The sequence below is a fragment of the Chelativorans sp. YIM 93263 genome (assembly GCF_028767125.1).
GTDB lineage: Bacteria > Pseudomonadota > Alphaproteobacteria > Rhizobiales > Rhizobiaceae > Chelativorans.
In genome coordinates, this window is record NZ_JAKCWP010000003.1 from 221015 (window position 1) to 241130 (window position 20116).

A 20116-nucleotide genomic window follows, 5' to 3' on the forward strand; every position below is an offset into this window, starting at 1 on the left:
AGCCGCACTTACCGGCGCCCCTCACGTGGCTTGCCCTCCATCCACTTGATGATCAGCATGGCCGGCAAGACCCACAAAAGGCCTGAAAACAGATAAAAAGCCAGGTGAACGACGGCGCTGCTGTCCGCCAGGTGCGCGACGGCAATGGCGGTCGATACGAGTGCATAGACAATAACAAGCGCTACCAGCGCCAGCATGCCGATAAACTTCTTCAGGCGAATGGGCATCGCAAGTTCCTTTCGGCGCCTCCATAGACCATTCGTGTGCAGCCCGACAGGCCTTAAGGCCCGTGGCGACCGCATGTCGCGCAGCGAAGGCTTGCAAGACGGGCCGCGCTGGTTCACCTAACATTCGATTTTCCCGCGCAGCGGACCTTGAGAATGGCCACGTCCACAGCATCGAACCTTGAACCTGTCACCGAGACCGCCCGAAACCGAGCGTGGGTGCGCGTATGGCTTTACGTAGTTCTGGTGACGCTTTTCGCGTTGGTGGTTGTCGGCGGCGCCACGCGGCTGACGGAGTCAGGCCTCTCGATCACGGAGTGGAAACCAATCCACGGCGTCATCCCGCCGCTCACCGAGACGGAGTGGAATGAGGAGTTCGAGAAATACCGGCAGATTCCGGAGTATCAGCAAATCAACCGGGGTATGAGCCTGGACGACTTCAAGACGATCTATTGGTGGGAGTGGACCCATAGGCTGCTGGCGCGTGGTGTCGGTTTCCTCTTCGCCCTGCCGCTCGCATTCTTCTGGCTGACCGGAAGCCTGGAAGATAAACTCAAGCCCAAGCTTCTGGGCATCCTGGCGCTGGGTGGGCTGCAGGGCGCCATCGGCTGGTGGATGGTGGCCTCCGGCCTTGTCGAGCGAACCGATGTCAGCCAGTACCGCCTTGCCACCCATCTCACAATCGCCTGCATCATCTTTGTCGCGGTCATGGCCGTGGCACGCGGGCTTGCACCGCACAGCCGCGGAGAAGCAGTCGGCAGTACGCGGCGGTTCGCCGGCTGGCTCGTTGTTGCCGTCCTTGCGCAGATTTATCTTGGCGGGCTCGTGGCCGGGCTCAATGCAGGCATGGCTTATAACACCTGGCCGCTGATGGATGGCGCTCTCATTCCCGGCGGACTGTTCACCCACACGCCGGCGTGGATCAACATCTTCGAAAATCCAAAGATGGTGCAATTCATCCACCGTCTGGGCGCCTACGCTGTTCTGGCGCTCGCCCTTTGGCATGCGGTGTCGGCCTGGCGCGCCGAACCTGGCACGACTCACGCCCGCCGGGCATGGCTTCTTTTCGCACTCGTCGGCCTCCAGGCAGCCATCGGAATCGTCACGCTGCTGATGGTCGTGCCCATGGACTGGGCGCTCGTACACCAAGGCATGGCGCTCATCGTTCTGGGCTTCGCCACTGCCCATTGGCGCGCGGCGAAGGGCAGCTACCCTCTCCCTGCCCAGGTGCCGCAACCCGCCGAGTGAATGTCCGGAGCCGGTCTTTCTGAGAGGCCGCCTGGGGCGGTGACCCGCGATGGGCGCATCAAGCCATGTCGCCGAGCATCAAATCCAGGTTCTGGACCGCCGCACCCGAGGCGCCCTTGCCGAGATTGTCGTAGACGGCGATCAGCAGCGCCTGGGCGCGGGTATCGTTGACGAAGACGTGGAGGCGCATGGTGTTGGTGCCGTTGTAGCGCTCGGGCTCGATTTCGGGGGAACGCTCCAGCGCCTCTAGCGGCGCCACCTCGAGGACGCTTTCCTCCAACCCAGCATAATGGTCGGCTATAGCGGCGTGCAGCTCTTCCCCCTTGGGCACTCGGTCAAGATGCCCGAGCTGGAGCGGCACGGCCGCGACCATGCCTTGCGCGAAATTGCCGACTGCCGGCTGCATGAGCGGGTCGCGCGCAAGGTTTGCATACTGCCGCAACTCGGGCAGGTGCTTGTGACTGAGCGAAAGGCCATAGAGCAGAAATTCAGGTGCATCCTCGCCCTTTGCCTCATAGTCCTCGATCATCGTCCGCCCGCCGCCCGAATATCCGGTGATGCCGTTTACGGTCACCGGGAAATCCGCGGGAAGCAGGCCGGCGGAGACCAGCGGGCGCAGGAGCGCGATGGGGCCCTGGGGCCAGCAGCCGGGATTGGCCACGCGCCTGGCCTCGGCGATTGCCCTGCCCTGCTGCCGGTCCAGTTCGGGAAAGCCATAGACCCAGCCGTCCGCCACGCGGTGGGCGGTGGAGGCGTCGATCACGCGTGTCGTGTCATTCTCGATCAGGGAAACGCTTTCGCGCGCGGCATCGTCCGGCAGGCAGAGAATGGCGATATCGGCGGCATTCAGGCACTCGGCACGCGCCGCCTTCTCCTTGCGCCGCTCCGTGGGTACGGAGATGAGTTCGATGTCCTTGCGGTCGGCGAGCCGGGAGCGGATCTGCAATCCGGTCGTGCCGTGTTCGCCGTCGATGAAGATTTTTGCGGTCATTCCTGGGGCCCCAAAGAAAACGGTAATGAGGAGTTCTAACGCGCCTCAAGGCGCAAGCATATCGTAGGCGATCTATTCTCGTCGCTTCTCGGCCAACAGGCCGATGTAGTGCATCGCCACCGACGCGCCCGCGACCGCTGTAATGTCGGCATGATCATAGGCCGGTGCAACCTCGACGATGTCGGCGCCAACCAAATTCAGTTTGCCGAGATGGCGCAGGATTGAAAGCATCTTTGCCGAGGAAGGGCCACCCGCAACCGGTGTGCCCGTGCCGGGCGCAAAGGCCGGGTCCAGGCAGTCGATGTCGAAGGTGATGTAGGCCGGCGCATCACCGACGCGCTCCACAATCATTTTCGCGACCTCGGCTGCGCGGATCTCTTCGAGATCGTAACCGTGGACGATCTCTATACCGCAATCCTCCGGCGCGTGCGTGCGGATGCCGACCTGGATGGAACGCGCGGGGTCGATCACGCCGTCGCGCACCGCCCGGCCGACGAAGGAGCCGTGATCGATGCGCTTGCCGTCGTCATCCCAGGTGTCCTGATGTGCATCGAACTGAACGAGCGCCAGTTGTCCATGCCGGGCCGCATGAGCCCTGAGAAGCGGCCAGGTGACGAAGTGATCGCCCCCGAGCGTAACGAGAAAGGCGCCGGCGCGCAGAATTTTCGACGCCTCCCGCTCGATGATGCCGGGTGCTTTATCGTGCCGGCCGTAGTCCAGCAGGCAGTCACCGTAGTCGATCACCGCAAGGGCGTCGAACAGGTCGCGGCCAAAGGGATACTGCGGGTCGTTGTCGAAAATGACCGAGGCACGGCGGATCGCCTGCGGCCCGAAGCGCGCGCCCGGCCGGTTCGAAACCGCGGCATCGAAGGGAATGCCCCAGACCACCACGTCCGCGCCCTTGACGTTCTTGGTGAACTTGCGGCGCATGAAGGAGAGCGCCCCCGCGTAAGTCGGGTCGCTGGCCGCGCCGACGCTCTGGCGCGCTGTGAAAGCATGGTCGATGGTCTTTGATGGCATGCACGCTCCTCTAGACCAGCCTATGGCTATTAAACGAACCTTTGTGTGCGCAATAAAAAAGCGGGCGCAAGGCCCGCTTTTTCGAAAGTTGCTTTTGCAGCGGCTTTAGCGCTTGGAGAACTGGAACGAACGGCGGGCCTTGGCGCGGCCGTACTTCTTGCGCTCCACAACGCGGCTGTCGCGGGTCAGGAAACCGCCCTTCTTGAGCACAGGGCGCAGATCCGGCTCGTAATGGGTCAGCGCCTTGGAAATGCCGTGGCGAACGGCACCGGCCTGGCCGGAAAGTCCGCCACCCACCACCGTGGCAACCACGTCGTACTGGCCCTTACGGTTCGATGCCATGATCGGCTGCTGCAGAATCATCTGCAGAACCGGGCGGGCAAAATACTGTGCAAACTCTTTGCCATTGACCGTGATCTTGCCGGAGCCCGGCTTCACCCAGACACGGGCGATCGCGTTCTTGCGCTTGCCGGTGGCGTAGGCGCGGCCCTGCTCATCGAGCTTCTGCACGTAAACCGGTGCGGCCTGCTCGGCGCTCTCCGCCTGCGTTGCGGCGCCCAGATCCTCAAGGGAGTTAATTTCAGCCATATGCCTTGACCCTTACATTCTTCTTGCTCATCGCCGCGACGTCCAGATTCTCGGGCTGCTGCGCCTCGTGCGGATGTTCCGAACCGGCGTAGATGCGCAGGTTCTTCATCTGGCGGCGTCCGAGCGGCCCGCGCGGGATCATCCGCTCCACGGCCTTCTCGACCACCCGCTCCGGGAAGCGGCCTTCGAGGATATCGCGCGCCGTGCGCTCTTTGATGCCGCCGGGATAACCGGTGTGCCAGTAATACTTCTTGTTGCGGTATTTCCGCCCCGTCAGCACCACCTTGTCGGCATTGACGACGATGACATTGTCGCCATCATCGACATGCGGCGTATAGGTGGGCTTGTGCTTGCCGCGCAGGCGGTTGGCGACGATGGAAGCAAGGCGGCCGACGACGAGCCCTTCGGCGTCGATCAGCACCCACTTTTTCTCCACCTCCGCAGGCTTCTGCGAAAAGGTTTTCATGGTTGTCTTATCCGTGTCTGGACCCTGCCCGAAGCAGGGCTTTTCTTGTTGCTTGAACCGATGGCCCGAAGACCCTCGAAAATGCAGCTTTGCTGCGATGACGTGCTTATATGGACAGGTGCCGCACGAGTCAAGCGCATCTTCCTGCCAGATATATGAAATATGCACGCAAAAACAATGGTTTATAGAATAGGTATTATTTTACCACACCCGCAGGCGCGGGCGGCAGTGAATAGGTGCCCGTGGCATGGGCAACAAGCACCTCATCCGGGCCGGCGGTGATCGCCACGTCGAACACCATCAGCGATCTGCCGAGCTTGAGAATGCGGCACGCGCCGTCGACACGGCCGGCCTGCGCCTTGCGCATGAAATTGATGTTGAGGTTGGTTGTCACGGCCAGGGCCTCGCGCCCGACATGCGACAATGCGCAGACATAACCGCCGATGTCGGCAAGCGTGAACAGCGAGGGACCCGAAACGGTGTTTCCCGGGCGCAGGTGGCGCTCCCCTGCTTCCAGCCGCACCGTGCACCCGCCCGGGCGCACGGCGACCGCGCAGTAATCCGAACGGTCATCGTTGAGCTGCGGGTAGACCTCCGCGAGATAGGCGTTGACCTCCTCGACCGACAAGACCGGCTGAAGCTCCCTCCCCGCGCGCACATTCATTCCACGTCCTCCCTGCTTCAGTTTGCAAGACGATGACCTTTTCCTCCATGATCTTCAAGCTATCCTGTGTTAGGCCCACATAATCGGAAGCCGCCGGAAGGCGGAATGCATGACAGGGAGAGAAAAGTCATGGCCGAGGTAGCGACACCCAGCCGCGAGGACGCGCAGGAACTGGTGGAACGCAGGCTTGAGACCGGCATCCTGACGCTGACGCTCAAGAACCCGCCGGCCAATGCGCTCTCCACCGGCATGATGACGGCATTGAAGAGCGCTCTCGACGAAGCGCGGGATGACAAGGCAGTGCGCGTCATCATCCTGGCGCACGAGGGCAAGGTCTTTTCGGCCGGGCACGATCTCAAGGAGATGACGGCGCACCGCAGCGACCCCGACCGGGGACGGGCATTTTTCGCCGAGACCATGGAGCTGTGCGCCAGCCTTATGCAGACGGTGGTGCGCCATCCCAAGCCGATGATCGCGTCGGTCGGGGGCGTGGCGACGGCAGCGGGGTGCCAGCTTGTCGCCTCCTGCGATCTCGCCGTGGCAAGCGACGCGGCGCGCTTTGCCACACCCGGCGTGAACATCGGCCTGTTCTGCTCCACGCCGATGGTGGCGCTTTCGCGCAACATCCCGCGCAAGCAGGCGATGGAAATGCTTCTCACGGGAGAGATGATCGGCGCCGAAACCGCCCTTTCCTTCGGAATTGTCAACCGTGTCGTGGCGCCGGAGGCGCTTACCCGCACCGCTCTGGAACTAGCCGAGACCATCGCGTCCAAATCCCCGCTGACGCTCAAGATCGGCAAGGAAGCTTTCTACGAGCAGGCCGAGATGGGTCTTTCGGACGCGTATGAATACACCGCGCGCGTGATGGTGGAGAACATGCTGGCGCGCGACGCGGAAGAAGGCATCGGTGCCTTTATCGAAAAGCGCAGGCCGGAGTGGAAAGGCGAGTGATGGAACCGCGCATCTCGATCATCACCCTGGGCGTGGACGATCTGGAGCGCGCTGTCCGCTTCTATGAAGCCATGGGGCTGGAGCGGAACGAGCGCTTCACCGAAGGCGTTGCATTCTTTCAAATGGGCGGCATGGCGCTTGCGCTCTGGCCAAGAGACGAGCTTGCGGCGGACGTTGGCAGGGAGAACTATCGAGCCTCTCATGGACAGGCCGGCGGCGACGATTTCTCCGGTGTCGCGCTGGCCTACAACACGCGTGAGGAATGGGAGGTCAGCGATACCCTTGAACGCGCCGAGAAGGCCGGAGGCCGCATCGTGAAACCGGCCCAGCGCGCCTTCTGGGGCGGCGTTCAGGGCTATTTCGAGGATACCGAAGGCAATCTTTGGGAAGTCGCGCACAATCCCGACTTCCCAATCGACGCCGAAGGCAATATTACGCTACCCGAATGAACCACGATCGTTACGAAGAATCCTATATCAGCGACATTCTCAACGGCGTGAAGAGCGTCGCCATCGTCGGCGCCTCGGCCAATGAAGTGCGCCCCAGCTTCTTTGTCACAAAATACCTGATCGACAAGGGCTATCGCGTATTCCCGATCAATCCCGGCCAGGCCGGCAAAGAGATCGCCGGTGCGAAGGCCTACGCCTCGTTGGCGGACTTGCCGGAGCCGGTCGACATGGTCGATATCTTTCGCGCCTCCAGCGCCGTGCCCGGCATTACGGACGAAATCCTGGCCATGGACCCGTTGCCCAAGGTGGTTTGGATGCAGTTGGCTATCCGCGACGACGCTTCCGCCGCCCGCCTGGAAGAAAAAGGCATCAAGGTCGTGATGGACCGCTGCCCCAAAATCGAATACGGGCGGCTCTCCCGCGAGATCGGCTGGAACGGCGTTAACAGCCGCGTCATCTCGTCGAAAAAACCGGTTCTGCGCAAGGGCTTTCAGAGTTTCGGTATTCGGCAGAAGTAATGATGGGTTGGGGTTTATCCTCATTTCCCTTCAGTCTGCACCTTCGCCTTGAAAGCGGTGAGGCAAACGCCGGTCTACTGCGTTACGGTTGGCGAGCCACTCTGGTCGAGCAATCTCATTCCCGCCGTTGAACGAGTTGCCCGCGCACGCGCACGATCTTCCTTCTGTCCACCCGAAATTAGACAAATCTTCTTTGCCTTGGCGTAGCGGGTCTGTATTGATGCGGGAAAGAACGGTCGAATGGAGGAAACGATGAACGAGCGCACACCCGGTTTGAACACACTTGCCGTCCATGCCGGCGCCCAACCGGATCCTGCAACCGGCGCCCGCGCCACGCCGATTTATCAGACAACCTCCTACGTCTTCGAAGACGCCGACCACGCCGCCTCACTCTTCGGCCTGAAGGCCTTCGGCAACATCTACAGCCGCATCATGAATCCCACGGCGGCGGTACTTGAGGAGCGCGTCGCGGCGCTCGAGGGCGGGACGGCGGCGCTCGCCACCGCGTCGGGACACGGCGCGCAGCTTCTCGTCTTCCACACGCTGATGCAGCCGGGTTGCAACTTCATCGCTGCGAAAAAGCTTTATGGCGGCTCGATCAACCAATTCGGCCACGCCTTCAAGAACTTCAATTGGGAAGTGCGCTGGGCCGATCCGGACGATATCTCTGCTTTCGAGAGCCAGATCGACGAGAACACCCGCGCCATTTTCGTCGAAAGCCTGGCCAATCCCGGCGGCTCGTTCGTCGACCTGGGAGCCATCGCCGAGGTGGCGCACCGGCACGGGCTGCCGTTTATCGTCGATAACACGATGGCCACGCCCTATCTCCTCCGCCCGGCCGAGCACGGGGCGGACATCATTGTCCACTCGCTCACGAAGTTCATGGGCGGGCACGGCAATTCGGTCGGCGGCGTGCTGGTCGACTGTGGCACGTTCGACTGGTCGAAGTCCGGCAACTATCCGATGCTGTCAGAGCCCCGGCCCGAATACGGCGGCATGGTTCTGCACGAGACCTTTGGCAATTTCGCCTTTGCGATCGCCGCGCGCGTTCTGGGGCTGCGGGATTTCGGCCCCGCCATCTCGCCCTTCAATGCGTTCCTGATCCTCACCGGCATCGAGACCATGTCGCTGCGCATGCAGCGCCATTGCGACAACGCGCTCAAGGTGGCCGAATGGCTGCAGAAGCACCCTGCCGTCGCCTGGGTCTCCTATCCGGGCCTGCCGGACGATGCGAACCACGCGCTGATGCAAAAATACTCGCCTAAGGGCGCTGGCGCCGTCTTCACCTTCGGGCTGAAAGGCGGCTTCGATGCCGGCGTGAAAGTGGTCGAGGGCGTGGAGCTCTTCTCTCACCTTGCCAACATCGGCGACACCAAGTCACTCATTATCCATCCAGCCTCCACCACCCATCGCCAGCTCTCCGACGAGCAGAAGACGGCGGCCGGCGCGGGGCCGGATGTGGTGCGGCTTTCCATCGGCATCGAGGACGTCGAGGACATCATCGCCGATCTGGAGCAGATACTGGCGAAGCTTTGAAGTGAGTATTGTTTCTCGCCTGCATGGCAGGCTTCGGGAGCGATAAGAACAGCTCTCCTGCGGCAGTGCAAAATGCACCGCCGCTTTCTTCGTACCGTCGAGGAACCGCGCCGATATGGCGCGGCAGACAGATTCCTGACAAAAACTGCGACCAGAGCCTTGTCTTCTACGCTTTTCCCGTTTATCCGAGCCCGCGGAGAGGTGGCCGAGTGGTCGAAGGCGCTCCCCTGCTAAGGGAGTAGACGGGCAACCGTCTCGAGGGTTCGAATCCCTTCCTCTCCGCCACCGGATTTCGGAAGCGAATCGACTCTCCGCCAATCTGCGGCCAAACCGCTGATGATTTTTCCGCCGGAACCTGGCAAAATAAGGTTCGCGACGATGGAATCACGGTCGGATGTATCGCTCGATGTAGCGTCCGAAGTATCGTTCAATGAATCGCCCGGCAAAGGGCATCAGCCTTCTCCTGCAATCGGCGGCAAGGGACCACGGTCACGGAATGGCGGCAAGCCGAAGACCGCTTCGCCCGGTCGCTATCGCTCAGGATCGCCGCGAGATCGACAAGGTAGCCGACGGCAATCCCGTCATCGTCGACAACGCAGAAATGCTGAAGGCGCAGTATGTCGAAAGCTTACGCCGGACCAGGGTTCCGGTTCGGAAGGCGTGGGGGAATCACCGAAACGGGAGAACGCGCCCGTCCCAAATGCCGAGACCGCTGGGCCGGCAGCGCCGGAGCACGCTCCTGACAGCCCCGCTCCGGGCCCTGTAGCTACGCCCGCCTCAAAGACAAACGTCAGATGCAACGATCTGCGGTCAAGCCGGTGATCCGCCATATCAGAAGCGAACACGGGATAGGCCGCAACTGTCTCGCCCACGCCTCAACGGTTCTCACGGCCGCGGGGACACAACTTCTCACTCCTGCTCGAGTAGCGAAAGGATTTTTTGCCGCTCTTGATCGTTGTGCTGTAACCCCGGCCAAAACAGCCGCCGCTTAGGATATGGATTGTTCAGGTCGACCAAAAAAGCGTCTCTTCTGCCGTTTACTGGGAACCATTGTCGCATCGTTTTCCTGTGACTACACGTAGCAGGGACCTTCGATTAAAGGATGCGCGGCTATGAATTTCTCGTCCACTTCCACTCCTAACCCGGGTCCATCCTTGGGACGGACGCACCCATCCTCATCAAGTTCATAGGGTGAACCGCATACCTCGTCCCGGAATGGATTGTGTCGAGCTAAATCGCCTTCGAAATATCCTGGATTGTCCACTGCAGCCAAGAGATGGATTGTCGCCGCCATGTTGATCCCGGTGGCTGACGTGTGGGGATTGAAGCTCATCTTCCACGACGAACACAGGATGGCGATACGTGTGCACTCGCTAATGCCTCCCGCCTTTGAAAGATCCGGCTGAGCAAATCTTACCGCTCTGTCTTCGATCATGCGGGTAAATTCGAACCTGGTGAAATGATTCTCGCCAGCTGCCAAGGGTACGCGGCCCAGTCCAGCAGCAATCTGGTAATTGCGATAATCCTGTGGCGGAAAGGGCTCCTCGAGCCAGCCAACGCCGAGTTCCTCATAAGCAGGCATGACACGACGTACATCATCAAGTGAATAGCCAGTGTTGGCGTCGACCAGAATGTCCACGCTATCGCCCACAGCCTCTCGTACTGCCCGGACCCTAGCCACGTCGATGACTGGGGCATCTCCCACGCGAAGCTTCAGCGCGCGGTTTCCCTGCGCGACATAAGCCAGCGCCTCTTCAGCCAGACTTTCCGGCGCTTGCCAACCAAGCGCTATGCCTCCTCCGTAAGCGGCAATCGGACGATTGCCACCCCCTAGCAGTCGATAGAGAGGCCATCCAGACACCTTGCCGCGAATATCCCATAGCGCAATGTCTATACCTGATTGTGCCATGGCAGCCGCCGCTCCCATTCCGTGGCTCGAGAGCTGCATCTTGTAAACCTTCGCCCAGACACCGTGCACGTCGAGCGGATCCATTCCGAGGACAAGATCCGACATGGTCGTGTCGATCAACTTCGCAATCGCACCGGGGCAGCGCCCATGATGTGCCTCGCCCCAACCGATAATCCCTTCGTCAGTCGTCACCTTAACCAGCACTGCGTCGCGCTTTACCGCTCGACCTATGCCGAGCGTGACATTTTGTCCTTCGGGAACACGAAAGGAGACCGGAACGGCCTTAATCTCAGTAATACGCATGGGGCACCGCCCTCCTTCGGCAGTACGTGGCTTCAGCTGTCGCGAATCTCGGGATTGACGAAGTTCAGGGGTGGCTGCCCGGAGAGAATAAGGCGCATCTCCTCGGCTGCTCCCACGCTCATCGCACGCATGCTTGTGGCCGTTATTGCGGCAACATGAGGAGATAGCAGCAGGTTAGGACAACGAAGCAGCGGATCATCTTCACTCAGCGGCTGTATTTCGAAGACATCGAGTGCTGCGCCAGCCAGCCGGCCGCTCTCCAACGCTTCCACCAGGGATGGGGTTTCGACAACTGCTCCGCGCGAAACATTGATCAAGACTGATCCAGGTTTCATCAGTGCGATGCGTTGAGCATTCGCAAGGCCGCGCGTTTCATCGGTGAGCGCGCAACTCAGAACAACCACATCGGCCTCTGCAAAAAGCCTGTCCAGCGCGACCTCTTCCACGTTGCCCGGCATCTGGCCGCTGCGTCGCGAAGTGCCAATTACCCTCATCCCAAAGCCGTTCGCAGCTATCTGCGCCACCCGTGAACCGATGGCCCCCACCCCCACGATACCCAGTGTCTCAGCGCTTATTTCGGCGGTTTGGCCGGCCGCCCCCCGCGCGCGATCCCATCCTTCGTCCCGCAACATCGCATCAAAGCGCGCGTGCCGGCGCTTCAGGTTCAGAAGGGCTGCCACCACGAATTCGGCTACCGCATTCGTGTTGCTTCCGGGAAGATTTGCCACTGCGATCTTCTTAGCTGTCGCTTGAGCAACGGGAATGAAGTCCAAACCGACGCCGTGTCGCACCATACCCTTCAGTCTCGGCGCATGGTCGGCGATATCATCGGGCAGTTTGGCCCGCACGACGATCCCGGTGGCGTCCCGCGCGAAGCGTCGCAACGTATCCGGCTCGGTGTCGGGTGCAACAACCAGCTCTGCATGCTCTTTGAGTATCGCTTCCCCCTCCGGGTGTATCGGGTTGGTAAGCAGGACGACGTCATCTGCCATGGAAGGCGGCCTCACTTTCAACAGGATTACTGAGTTGCCCGAACCCTTCCATGGCGACGGTCATCACCGTGCCCGGTTTCAGCCACGTTGGTGGCGTTTGCACGGGTGCGACACCAGCAGGCGTTCCGGTGGCAATCACTGTGCCTGAAGCGAGCGGCGTTTCGTAAGACAGCAGAGAAATCAACTCGGCGATGCCGAACACCAAATCTGCGGTTGACCCGTCCTGCCGCATTTCTCCGTCAATTGACAACGTCAGCCGAGGACCTGTCGCAAGATCGACTTCTTCCGGCGTTGCCAGCCACGGCCCCATTGGGCCGAAGGTCCGAAAGTTCTTTCCCCTCTCAAAATGACCGTCGGCCTTGATCACCTCGCTTGCGCTCACGTCGTTGAACAGGGTGTAGCCCGCCACATGCTCCAATGCCGTTTCAGGTGCTACTTTCTCCGCACGCTGACCAATGACGACCGCCAGCTCAGCTTCATAGGTCACGCCGCCGGCACCCTCTGGCAATACCACCGGCACGTCCGGGCCGATTACACTCGTAGGGAGCTTCTCGAAAAGGACAGGCGCATCGGGGAGAGGCAGACCCCTCTCGCGCAAAGCACAGCGATAATTGTGCGCTGCCCCCACGATTCGCGGCGGGTTTGGCAGGGGCGCCAGCAAACTGACCTCTGCGAGTGGCAGCCTTGCGCCTGCCTCCACATCGCTTCTCGACATTATCCGCCTGGCGATATGCGCCAATCCGGTCTCAATCATTGCCAAAAGGTGCGGATCTGTCCCCTTCAGGCAGTGGGAGAAGGTTTCGTGAGAGAGATCAAGAACCTCGCTTTTGCCTGATGCCGCACTGTCTAGAAGTGCACCGGCACGGGTGAACCCGTCATGATTGAAGGTAACGAAACGCATTATGTTACCCGGTACTGCGCAATGATTTCCCGATCAACGTCGATGCCAAGTCCCGGACCATCCGGCACCGGCACCATGCCGCCCTTCTGCACGATGGGATCGACGGCCAGGAAGTCTCTGAAGGGATTTTCCTCCTGCTCGAACTCCAACAATACCGGCTGGGGCACGAGGCATGGCGGTTGATCCGGCAATGAGGCGAGGAAATGGATGGTCGCCGATAGACCTACTGCCGATCCCCACGCGTGCGGCACGCATTCTACACCGTGGGTGGACGCGAGCGCGGCAATCTTCTTGCATTCGGTCAGACCTCCTGCTGCACACACGTCCGGCTGCACGATGTCCATCGCCTTGCGAACAATCTTGTCGCGGAAGCCCCAGCGGGTAAAGTCGTTTTCGCCTCCGGCCACGGCGATGTCGAGAGCGCGGGAGACCTCCACATACCCATCTACATCCTCAGGGGAAATCGGCTCCTCGAACCAGTCAATGTGCAGCTCTTCTAGTCTGCGACCGAGGCGAATGGCATTTGGTACAGAATAGCAGTGGTTCGCATCCACCATCAGCCGCACATCGGGCCCGATGGCCTCGCGAACTGCAGCAACACGGTCAATATCCTTCTGGAGCGATCCCAGACCGATCTTCATCTTGATCGCGCGGAATCCCTGTTCCACAAACTTTGCTGCTTCCTCGACCGCCTCCTCGGTTACCCGGTCCATATCGATAAAGTAGAGCCCCGTCGCATAGGCCTGCACCTCGGTGCGAAAGGCGCCCCCGATCAGCTTGTGAACGGGTTTGCCACAGGTCTTTCCAATGATGTCCCAGAGCGCGATGTCGATCCCGCTGATTGCAGCGATGGCCATGCCCGTCTGGCCGTAGTCTTTGATTCTATTGTAAAGATGCTCCCAGATCACTTCGACATCGAAGGGGTCGCGGCCGATGATCTGGCTGGCGAGCTGGCTTTCGATGAAAGCGCGCGCCACCGCCGAAGGACCATAGCATTCGCCCCAACCCACTGTTCCGTCGTCTGTTTCTATTTCCACCAGGCAGGTATTGCGGGTTGTGTACAGCCAGCCACGCGAGGAGGTGAATGGACGTTCGACCGGCGCGCTCAGCCAGTGACAGGCTACTTTCTTGATCTTCACTCTTTACTCCTCGGTTGGAACGTTTGCATGGGCAGAGGCTGACCGATCAGCGCGTATCTGCCTGAGTTTCATAAGCGTTGGCAGGACAAGGATCGTGACGGCGAGAATGACGAGCACCGCCGATACCGGGCGCGTCAGGAAGGTCATCCAGTCGCCCCCGCTGATTACCAGCGCTCTTCGGGTTTCGCTCTCCAGCAACGGGCCGAGAATGACGCCAATGACCATCGGGTAGACAGGGATAGCGGCGAGCGTTGCTATGAAGCCGAAGACACCCAGGCCGAGCATAATCACGACGTCGAACCAGTTGTTCGACAGTGCGTAGGTCCCCACGACAGCTAGCACGAACAGCGCAGGCGCAAGCAGGTGCTTGGGAACGTCGAGCACCCGGATGAAGAAGCGGAATCCTATTGCCCCCACCACAATAATTGCCATATTGGCCAACAGCACTGCAGCAAGAATATTCCAGACAATATCGCCACTCGTCTCGAACAGCCGCGGCCCAGGTTGCAAGCCATGGATCATGAGGCCGCCGAGAAGCATTGCTGTCACCGTATCTCCGGGGATGCCGAGTGTAAGAAGGGGAATCAAGGAGCCGCCGGTCACGCCATTGTTGGCGCTCTCCGACGCAATCACACCGCCCGGCGCTCCCTTGCCGAACTCTGCCCTATTCTTAGAAAATCGCTTGGCTTGGTCGTAGGCGATTAGCGCACCTACGCTGCCACCGAGTGCGGGGACGATCCCGGTCACCACGCCGATTACCGAGGAGCGCAACATGTTTACAAACTGCCCCGCAAAAGCAGTAGCTGTGGGAAACATGCCCTTGACGGATTTCGGCGCCACGACCTTCGCGTCGCGCTGAAAAAGCGTCATCATCAATTCGGGAATGACGAGCAGCCCGATGAGTGCCGGCATTATGCCGATGCCGCGCGTGAGCTGCAGACTGCCAAAAGTCCATCGCCCCTCCCCGGTGATCTGGTCGAACCCCACCACCGACAAACCAACACCGATTACGGTGGCGAGCACACCCTTGATCAAAGGTGCCGGGACGACCGAAGAAATGATCGCAAGTCCCAGAAACGCTACGGCTGCGTATTCGGCCGAGCCAAGCTTCAGCGCCAGTCGCGCCAATGCCGGAGCAAGCGAAACCAGCGCGACCCAGGCCACTATACCGCCGACGACCGACCCCACCAGTGCCCAGCCGTAAGCCTCCACCGCTCGGCCATTTCTTGTCATCGGATAGCCGTCGATGGTGGTCACGACCGCAGATGGCGTTCCGGGTATATTGATGAGGATGGCCGGGATCGCCCCGCCAGCCATCGATCCACAATAGAGCGCAATCATCATGCTGATGGCCATGTCGGCGGGCAGCGGGAAAGTCAGAGGGATGAACAGCGCTACACCCATGGTAGCGGTTAGCCCAGGTGTTGCACCAAACGTGAAGCCAACCATCACGCCAAAGAGGATCAGCGCGAGAGATGCCGGGCTGGTAAGCTCGTTGCCGAAGGCAACTGTCAGATTTGAAATGATTTCCATCAGACTATCGCAACGGCACTTTGAGAAGATACGTGAATACCAGCCACACACCGATCGAGAAGAGCACTGAGGTGAGGACTATTGTGAACATCCCGCGCCGTGTGCGCGCACCGCGAGGCGCGATGACCAAGCTCACCAGAGTTACAAAGACTGCTGTGGTCAGGGGAAAAGGCAGCGGGCGCCAAGCAAAGACATAGGCGGCTAAGAGCATCATTACGCCGCCGCCGACCAGCGCCACCTGCCTCCCTGGCGCGAAAGCCTCTTCCGATTCCACGCCGCCGTGACGCGAAGCCCGCCATCTCCGAAAGTCGCTGACGACCGATAGCACGGCCAGCATGACCACCATCACGACCACGAACTGAGGCAGCGCCCCCGCCTGAAGTCCGCCTCGCGGTCCGATGCTCACCAAGTCGAAAGCCGGACCCGCGAGAAGTGCGGAAAGACCGATCAGAAACAGGCTCACGGCGAGGCTGGCAATGAAGTGCAGTGTCGGCACGGCGTGAAATCTCCCAACGTGTCAGGCCCAGCGGCTACCGCGGGCATGACACGAGGCTGGTGTGAAGAACTATTCAGAGAAGACCTGATTGGCCACTTCAGCGATAGCGGCTGCGACGCCATTCACTTCCTTGTCCAGTTCCTCGCCTCGGATTGGATCGATCACGAAGCCGTTCTGCACTGCAAAAGCCTTGAACTTATCACTTGTCAGAGCCGCTTCGAATGCATCGGCCAGCTTTTCCTCGACGGCAGGGTCGAGCCCCGCGGGAGCCTGAATGTAAGCCATCTGTACCACCGGCCCGTAAGGAAAGACATCTACTCCTGCCTCTCCAAAAGTCGGCACCTCGGGCAGCACCTCAAGCCGCTCCTTGGAGAATGCTCCAAGAGCCTTGAGTTCGCCCGCTTTGATCTGCTCGATGGTCTCGGAGGGTTTGAGTACCCCGGCCTCGACTTGGTTACCCATGAGCTCGGCGATCACACGGGAGCCACCCGGAAAGGGCACGTGGCGATACTCCACCCCAGCCCCACGTGCGGTCATGGCGGCAAATATGTGGTTCAGGTTGTTAGTGCCAGGCGTGCCGATTGACACTTCACCCGGATTCTCCTTCATATGCGCGAGAAATGCGTCAAGCGTCTCATATTCGCTGTTTCCCGGTACCACAAGGATCAGCGGGTCCACCGAAACGCGGATCACATTGGTGAAGTCGCTGTTTTCGAGCGGCGCCTTTTTTTGTGCGATGATTGCCAGAGTCGAGCTCGTGCCGTTGCCGATCGTGTAGCCGTCAGGCTGCGACGTTGCGACTTCGCCCATGCCCACCGCACCAGTGCCGCCAGGTAAGTTCTCGATCACCACAGACACGCCCTGCTCCGCAAGGAGCGGCTGCAGGAAGCGAGCCATGATGTCATTCGAGCCGCCAGCATTCCAAGGAATAATCCAGCGGACCTCCTTGCTCGGATAGTCTTGCGCGCCTGCGGGTGCAGTGGTGGCTGCGGCCATGAGTGCAGCTGCCGCGACAGATAGAATCGTTTTGGTGATCATGTACCTTCCTCCCTTTGTTGTTTGTTATAACAAGCATGATATAAGAGGTTTGTCAAATCTCTATCTTGGGTGCTATTCTCGCGAGCTAAAGGAGAGAGTTCATGGCGGCGGTCTCAGCGAAAGCATTCAAAAAAATAGACAGCGCGCCCCTCTGGGATCGGGTGCGCAGTCAAATTAAGCATGCACTGCTCGCCGGTCGATTCGAGCCCGGAGAAACTTTGACCTTGCGTTCGCTCGCGGAGATGTTTGGCACGTCAGTAACTCCGGTCCGTGACGCAGTTAATCATCTGGTTGCCCAGGGTGTACTGGAGGCCGGCCCCCGCAACGCCGCAGTCGTGCCTGACGTCGCGACGGGGACGCTCCGTGAAATCATGTGTGTTCGTACCGAACTGGAAGGAAGAGCGGCGAGAGAAGCGGCTTATCGCTCAAACCTGGAGACGGTCTCATCACTACGTCTACAGCTGGAGACGATGCGAGACCTTATCCACAAACGCCGTCTCGACAGCTATCTGGACGTGCACCGCAATTTCCATTTTACCGTCTACAGCGGCGCTGAGATTCCACTCCTGTATGAAATGATAGAGAATTTGTGGCTGCGGACGGGTCCCATTCTGGCATACGTAATCCCCGACTACGTGATCTCGCTCAAGGGAACCGACCATCACGAAAAGATCGTCGCAGCGATAGAGGCAGGAGACGGCACGACGGCAGAAGCTGAAGTAGTAGCGGATATTGAAGAAGCGACGAATTATCTACTGACTTGCTCCGATGATTTGGGGCGAATACGCCGGCCGCTAAAAACGCCGCTGTAATGGACGTTACGGCCTCCTCGACTTGTGAATAACGTTTTTCGGCGCATACTGATGATTTTGCTCACGCGCACTGCAAATCGACGGATTATCGGGGCGGCATAGTTCGTCAGCGCCCACGCATACATGCCCATGCAATGCTGGACCGATTGCGGCTTGCCGATATAATGCTCGACGCGGTGGCTGGTGGCGTTCGTCATGCCGACGCACCAGGTCAGAGCACCGGCGCTGTCCTTGTAGGTCTGGCGTGCAAGCGCCTCATGCGCGGCGACTTCCATCGACGTCAAAAACGACGCGCATCGTCTTTCCTCTCGGTTTTCAGCTGGTGAGCACGGGGGAGAACCACCCAGTTACACTGGGAGTTCTCCGGGGTGTACAGGTCATTTCCGGCGGGCTATGAGGCTCGCATGGAAGATATCTTGTATTTCGCCTCGTTCATGCTGGCAGTCGCCCTGGGGGTGTGCATCCTATGGGAGTTCTTTTTCGGGTCGAGGGACCGGCCAACAGACCTGCACGAAAATCTCGCCTATGAAGGTGATGACCAGGATGGCGATGCGGATGATTAGCGCTGGCCTGCACCGGGCCTGTTTGAAGGCGAGGTCGTGGCGCCGCTGCCATTTAGAGTGCTACCGCCATGATGGCACCAGCCACCTCATCTTGCAGTGCGTCTAGGAAAACGCTTCGACGCCAGACTGCAAATGTGCTATGGTTCCTAGACCGCTGGGGCAATTAGGTGATAACCAGCGACCGAGAGCTCGTTCGGTCCGCCAGAAGATTTGAGCGCTCCCGTACAGTTTGGAGTAGCCCCCTGTCTTCATTTCCTAAGAAATCTTCGCAAAGCGACCCGCAGGGCGTTCAAACAAGCCTCGAGGAGGCTGACGCCCGGAAAGTCGAAGAAGCGCGCGAGACCGAGCGAGGTTTGACCGTTTGGTCGATAATGGTGGTGGTCATTATCATCGCCTCTATCCTCTTTGTGATCGCGACATACGTTTGAGCCTCACCAACCCCGCCGCCCCGGCTGCCCTACGGCGCAGTAGATCGTTCTATCTCGCGCGCAGCCGCTTGATGTGATCTACGATCAACCTGTGATCGTAAGGTTTTGCTAGATGAGGGCCTTCCTCACACAGATCTCCGGCCGTATCGGCAATGCGTTCTACGGCACTGGCGAGCAGAATCTTCACCTGGGGCATGGATTTGCGAATCAGTGTGACAGGTCGAAACCGCTGGTTTCGCCAGGAAGCTCCACGTCGGATAGAACGATGTCAATGGTAAAGTCCGGATGCTGGAGCGCCTGCATGGCCTCCGTTCCGGTGCCTGCCTCGACCACGCGGTAGCCGCAGTGGCGCAGATACTCGGCGATCACAGTTCGAGTTATCACGTCGCCGTCGACGACGAGAATCGTCTCGGCTGCGGTTTCATGCTCCATCAGCCGTCCGCCTTGCAGGGCCTGCGTCAATCATTTCCACTATCGCCCTTGCCAGCCGCTCACTCGGAGTCGGCTTCGGAAAGAATAGATCGAAAAGGTGCTTGTGCTCGTCGGCTGGCTTGAGATGGGCCGATATCACGACAACACTCACACCCGGTCGCTCCTCTCTTACGGTCCGCGCCACATCGAAACCATCGTGTTTGCCAGGCATCCATAAATCCGTCACGACAATGTCTATGCGAGCCGTGGACCTCAGGACGTCGATTGCCTCATCGGCGCTCCCGGCCTCTATCACCTGGCACCCCCGCTGTCTGAGTTCATCGGCGATGTCAAACCGGATGAAAAATTCATCCTCCGCCAGGAGCACCACGTGTTCGTCGGTATCGACTTCATGCCAGAGTTTAGATGCAGCCACGGGCTGCATCCTTGCGTGTGATTATCATGTTACCCATGGCGCCCCTGTTAACCCCGATCAGAATGAACTTTCCACGGACTACCTGGTTCCCCATTCTGCAAATGGATCAACAATGTTCCCTGAGCCCAGCCACTCGAAGGCCCGCGCGCCGCTTATCTCACATGTGCTACCCGGCTACCACTTCGGCAGCGTTGCAATCCACCGCCTTCCCGCAATGATGGATTTTAGTCGAAGCTCGCTCCCTCCGGCCACGCCGCCGGCTTCCGGCAGTGTTGTTGGATACAGTTCCCCCGGTAACCAGATGGGCGTCAACGCCCATGCTGTCCGCCATTTCCACCGTTACCGCCACTGGATCCGTCTTCTCCACCAGTTCCGCCGGAGCCGCCATCGCCGCCAGAAACGCTCCCTGAAACTCTTGTGCTCCCATTGATAACCTGATCTCCGAAGGGCGCCGCGCCCCCCGTTTCCGCCATAATTGCCGGAACCATGCTTGCCGCCTT

Annotated in this window: 24 protein-coding genes and 1 tRNA gene; 9 read left to right on the forward strand and 16 right to left on the reverse strand. The window is 60.0% G+C overall.

Annotated elements, in window-relative coordinates:
• Positions 1 to 8 precede the first annotated feature (8 nt).
• Entirely contained in the window at positions 9 to 227 is a 219-nt protein-coding gene (locus LY631_RS08105) for a DUF2842 domain-containing protein (protein WP_274424715.1), read from the reverse strand.
• Positions 228 to 380: 153 nt separating this feature from the next.
• Between LY631_RS08105 and LY631_RS08110 the strand changes: the two genes are divergently transcribed.
• The gene (locus tag LY631_RS08110; protein ID WP_274424716.1) at positions 381 to 1472 is read left to right on the forward strand and encodes a COX15/CtaA family protein; all 1092 of its coding nucleotides are present in this window, start codon (positions 381 to 383) and stop codon (positions 1470 to 1472) included.
• Positions 1473 to 1530: 58 nt separating this feature from the next.
• Here LY631_RS08110 and argC read toward each other — a convergent pair whose 3' ends face one another.
• From argC to LY631_RS08135, 5 genes are all read right to left on the reverse strand, one after another.
• Entirely contained in the window at positions 1531 to 2463 is a 933-nt protein-coding gene (gene argC / locus LY631_RS08115) for an N-acetyl-gamma-glutamyl-phosphate reductase (protein WP_274424717.1), read from the reverse strand.
• Between the two features lie 72 nt (positions 2464 to 2535).
• Positions 2536 to 3483 (reverse strand): agmatinase, encoded by a 948-nt coding sequence (gene speB / locus LY631_RS08120; protein ID WP_274424718.1) that lies wholly within the window; start codon positions 3481 to 3483, stop codon positions 2536 to 2538.
• Between the two features lie 105 nt (positions 3484 to 3588).
• Positions 3589 to 4071: a 30S ribosomal protein S9 gene (rpsI, locus tag LY631_RS08125; RefSeq protein ID WP_274424719.1), complete on the reverse strand. Its 483-nt coding sequence runs from the start codon at positions 4069 to 4071 to the stop codon at positions 3589 to 3591.
• Positions 4064 to 4537, reverse strand: coding sequence for a 50S ribosomal protein L13 (gene rplM, locus LY631_RS08130; protein WP_274424720.1), 474 nt, complete (start codon positions 4535 to 4537; stop codon positions 4064 to 4066). The genes rpsI and rplM overlap by 8 nt, the downstream gene beginning before the upstream one ends.
• Before the next feature lie 196 nt (positions 4538 to 4733).
• Positions 4734 to 5201, reverse strand: a complete 468-nt coding sequence (locus tag LY631_RS08135; RefSeq protein WP_274424722.1) for a PaaI family thioesterase — start codon at positions 5199 to 5201, stop codon at positions 4734 to 4736.
• A 129-nt stretch (positions 5202 to 5330) separates the two neighbouring features.
• Between LY631_RS08135 and LY631_RS08140 the strand changes: the two genes are divergently transcribed.
• The 6 genes from LY631_RS08140 (at position 5331) to LY631_RS08165 (ending at position 9421) form a co-directional block, all read left to right on the forward strand.
• Complete coding sequence (locus tag LY631_RS08140; RefSeq protein ID WP_274424723.1) at positions 5331 to 6152, forward strand: enoyl-CoA hydratase; 822 nt, start codon at positions 5331 to 5333, stop codon at positions 6150 to 6152.
• A complete protein-coding gene (locus LY631_RS08145; RefSeq protein WP_274424724.1) occupies positions 6152 to 6601 on the forward strand; it encodes a VOC family protein in 450 nt (149 codons plus the stop codon). The genes LY631_RS08140 and LY631_RS08145 overlap by 1 nt, the downstream gene beginning before the upstream one ends.
• Positions 6598 to 7119, forward strand: coding sequence for a CoA-binding protein (locus LY631_RS08150; RefSeq protein WP_274424725.1), 522 nt, complete (start codon positions 6598 to 6600; stop codon positions 7117 to 7119). The genes LY631_RS08145 and LY631_RS08150 overlap by 4 nt, the downstream gene beginning before the upstream one ends.
• A gap of 252 nt (positions 7120 to 7371) precedes the next feature.
• Positions 7372 to 8655 (forward strand): O-acetylhomoserine aminocarboxypropyltransferase, encoded by a 1284-nt coding sequence (locus LY631_RS08155; RefSeq protein WP_274424726.1) that lies wholly within the window; start codon positions 7372 to 7374, stop codon positions 8653 to 8655.
• 195 nt (positions 8656 to 8850) lie between these two features.
• A tRNA-Ser gene (locus tag LY631_RS08160) sits at positions 8851 to 8940 on the forward strand.
• Positions 8941 to 9085: 145 nt separating this feature from the next.
• A complete protein-coding gene (locus LY631_RS08165; RefSeq protein WP_274424727.1) occupies positions 9086 to 9421 on the forward strand; it encodes a hypothetical protein in 336 nt (111 codons plus the stop codon).
• Positions 9422 to 9727: 306 nt separating this feature from the next.
• On the opposite strand, the gene LY631_RS08170 is transcribed toward LY631_RS08165, so the two are convergent.
• The 7 genes from LY631_RS08170 to LY631_RS08200 all read right to left on the reverse strand — a co-directional run bounded on the left by LY631_RS08170 (position 9728) and on the right by LY631_RS08200 (position 16966).
• The gene (locus LY631_RS08170) at positions 9728 to 10867 is read right to left on the reverse strand and encodes a mandelate racemase/muconate lactonizing enzyme family protein (protein WP_274424728.1); all 1140 of its coding nucleotides are present in this window, start codon (positions 10865 to 10867) and stop codon (positions 9728 to 9730) included.
• Positions 10868 to 10899: 32 nt separating this feature from the next.
• Positions 10900 to 11859 (reverse strand): hydroxyacid dehydrogenase, encoded by a 960-nt coding sequence (locus LY631_RS08175; protein WP_274424729.1) that lies wholly within the window; start codon positions 11857 to 11859, stop codon positions 10900 to 10902.
• Positions 11849 to 12760, reverse strand: a complete 912-nt coding sequence (locus tag LY631_RS08180; protein ID WP_338000420.1) for a fumarylacetoacetate hydrolase family protein — start codon at positions 12758 to 12760, stop codon at positions 11849 to 11851. The genes LY631_RS08175 and LY631_RS08180 overlap by 11 nt, the downstream gene beginning before the upstream one ends.
• Positions 12760 to 13899: a mandelate racemase/muconate lactonizing enzyme family protein gene (locus LY631_RS08185; RefSeq protein WP_274424731.1), complete on the reverse strand. Its 1140-nt coding sequence runs from the start codon at positions 13897 to 13899 to the stop codon at positions 12760 to 12762. The genes LY631_RS08180 and LY631_RS08185 overlap by 1 nt, the downstream gene beginning before the upstream one ends.
• Positions 13900 to 13902: 3 nt before the next feature.
• Complete coding sequence (locus tag LY631_RS08190; protein WP_274424732.1) at positions 13903 to 15432, reverse strand: tripartite tricarboxylate transporter permease; 1530 nt, start codon at positions 15430 to 15432, stop codon at positions 13903 to 13905.
• Between the two features lie 4 nt (positions 15433 to 15436).
• Entirely contained in the window at positions 15437 to 15928 is a 492-nt protein-coding gene (locus tag LY631_RS08195; protein ID WP_274424733.1) for a tripartite tricarboxylate transporter TctB family protein, read from the reverse strand.
• A 69-nt stretch (positions 15929 to 15997) separates the two neighbouring features.
• On the reverse strand, positions 15998 to 16966 hold the full coding sequence (locus LY631_RS08200; RefSeq protein WP_274424734.1) for a Bug family tripartite tricarboxylate transporter substrate binding protein: 969 nt from the start codon (positions 16964 to 16966) through the stop codon (positions 15998 to 16000).
• 101 nt (positions 16967 to 17067) lie between these two features.
• Here LY631_RS08200 and LY631_RS08205 point away from each other — a divergent pair, with 101 nt between their 5' ends.
• A complete protein-coding gene (locus LY631_RS08205) occupies positions 17068 to 17778 on the forward strand; it encodes a GntR family transcriptional regulator (RefSeq protein ID WP_274424735.1) in 711 nt (236 codons plus the stop codon).
• Positions 17779 to 18182: 404 nt separating this feature from the next.
• The gene (locus tag LY631_RS08210) at positions 18183 to 18341 is read left to right on the forward strand and encodes a hypothetical protein (RefSeq protein ID WP_274424736.1); all 159 of its coding nucleotides are present in this window, start codon (positions 18183 to 18185) and stop codon (positions 18339 to 18341) included.
• 635 nt (positions 18342 to 18976) lie between these two features.
• Here the strand turns inward: LY631_RS08210 and LY631_RS08215 are convergent.
• The 3 genes from LY631_RS08215 to LY631_RS08225 form a co-directional block, all read right to left on the reverse strand.
• Positions 18977 to 19201: a response regulator gene (locus LY631_RS08215; protein WP_274424737.1), complete on the reverse strand. Its 225-nt coding sequence runs from the start codon at positions 19199 to 19201 to the stop codon at positions 18977 to 18979.
• Positions 19191 to 19616, reverse strand: coding sequence for a response regulator (locus LY631_RS08220; protein WP_274424738.1), 426 nt, complete (start codon positions 19614 to 19616; stop codon positions 19191 to 19193). The genes LY631_RS08215 and LY631_RS08220 overlap by 11 nt, the downstream gene beginning before the upstream one ends.
• Positions 19617 to 19782: 166 nt before the next feature.
• On the reverse strand, positions 19783 to 20043 hold the full coding sequence (locus LY631_RS08225) for a hypothetical protein (protein WP_274424739.1): 261 nt from the start codon (positions 20041 to 20043) through the stop codon (positions 19783 to 19785).
• Positions 20044 to 20116: the final 73 nt, after the last annotated feature.

Excerpts from the sequence above, each read along its gene's own strand:
- LY631_RS08105 (WP_274424715.1), bottom strand. The coding sequence starts at position 227 with ATGCCCATTCGCCTGAAGAAGTTTATCGGCATGCTGGCGCTGGTAGCG.
- LY631_RS08110 (WP_274424716.1), top strand. The coding sequence starts at position 381 with ATGGCCACGTCCACAGCATCGAACCTTGAACCTGTCACCGAGACCGCC.
- argC (WP_274424717.1), bottom strand. The coding sequence starts at position 2,463 with ATGACCGCAAAAATCTTCATCGACGGCGAACACGGCACGACCGGATTG.
- speB (WP_274424718.1), bottom strand. The coding sequence starts at position 3,483 with ATGCCATCAAAGACCATCGACCATGCTTTCACAGCGCGCCAGAGCGTC.
- rpsI (WP_274424719.1), bottom strand. The coding sequence starts at position 4,071 with ATGGCTGAAATTAACTCCCTTGAGGATCTGGGCGCCGCAACGCAGGCG.
- rplM (WP_274424720.1), bottom strand. The coding sequence starts at position 4,537 with ATGAAAACCTTTTCGCAGAAGCCTGCGGAGGTGGAGAAAAAGTGGGTG.
- LY631_RS08135 (WP_274424722.1), bottom strand. The coding sequence starts at position 5,201 with ATGAATGTGCGCGCGGGGAGGGAGCTTCAGCCGGTCTTGTCGGTCGAG.
- LY631_RS08140 (WP_274424723.1), top strand. The coding sequence starts at position 5,331 with ATGGCCGAGGTAGCGACACCCAGCCGCGAGGACGCGCAGGAACTGGTG.
- LY631_RS08145 (WP_274424724.1), top strand. The coding sequence starts at position 6,152 with ATGGAACCGCGCATCTCGATCATCACCCTGGGCGTGGACGATCTGGAG.
- LY631_RS08150 (WP_274424725.1), top strand. The coding sequence starts at position 6,598 with ATGAACCACGATCGTTACGAAGAATCCTATATCAGCGACATTCTCAAC.
- LY631_RS08155 (WP_274424726.1), top strand. The coding sequence starts at position 7,372 with ATGAACGAGCGCACACCCGGTTTGAACACACTTGCCGTCCATGCCGGC.
- LY631_RS08165 (WP_274424727.1), top strand. The coding sequence starts at position 9,086 with ATGAATCGCCCGGCAAAGGGCATCAGCCTTCTCCTGCAATCGGCGGCA.
- LY631_RS08170 (WP_274424728.1), bottom strand. The coding sequence starts at position 10,867 with ATGCGTATTACTGAGATTAAGGCCGTTCCGGTCTCCTTTCGTGTTCCC.
- LY631_RS08175 (WP_274424729.1), bottom strand. The coding sequence starts at position 11,859 with ATGGCAGATGACGTCGTCCTGCTTACCAACCCGATACACCCGGAGGGG.
- LY631_RS08180 (WP_338000420.1), bottom strand. The coding sequence starts at position 12,760 with ATGCGTTTCGTTACCTTCAATCATGACGGGTTCACCCGTGCCGGTGCA.
- LY631_RS08190 (WP_274424732.1), bottom strand. The coding sequence starts at position 15,432 with ATGGAAATCATTTCAAATCTGACAGTTGCCTTCGGCAACGAGCTTACC.
- LY631_RS08200 (WP_274424734.1), bottom strand. The coding sequence starts at position 16,966 with ATGATCACCAAAACGATTCTATCTGTCGCGGCAGCTGCACTCATGGCC.
- LY631_RS08205 (WP_274424735.1), top strand. The coding sequence starts at position 17,068 with ATGGCGGCGGTCTCAGCGAAAGCATTCAAAAAAATAGACAGCGCGCCC.
- LY631_RS08210 (WP_274424736.1), top strand. The coding sequence starts at position 18,183 with ATGGAAGATATCTTGTATTTCGCCTCGTTCATGCTGGCAGTCGCCCTG.
- LY631_RS08215 (WP_274424737.1), bottom strand. The coding sequence starts at position 19,201 with ATGGAGCATGAAACCGCAGCCGAGACGATTCTCGTCGTCGACGGCGAC.
- LY631_RS08225 (WP_274424739.1), bottom strand. The coding sequence starts at position 20,043 with ATGGGAGCACAAGAGTTTCAGGGAGCGTTTCTGGCGGCGATGGCGGCT.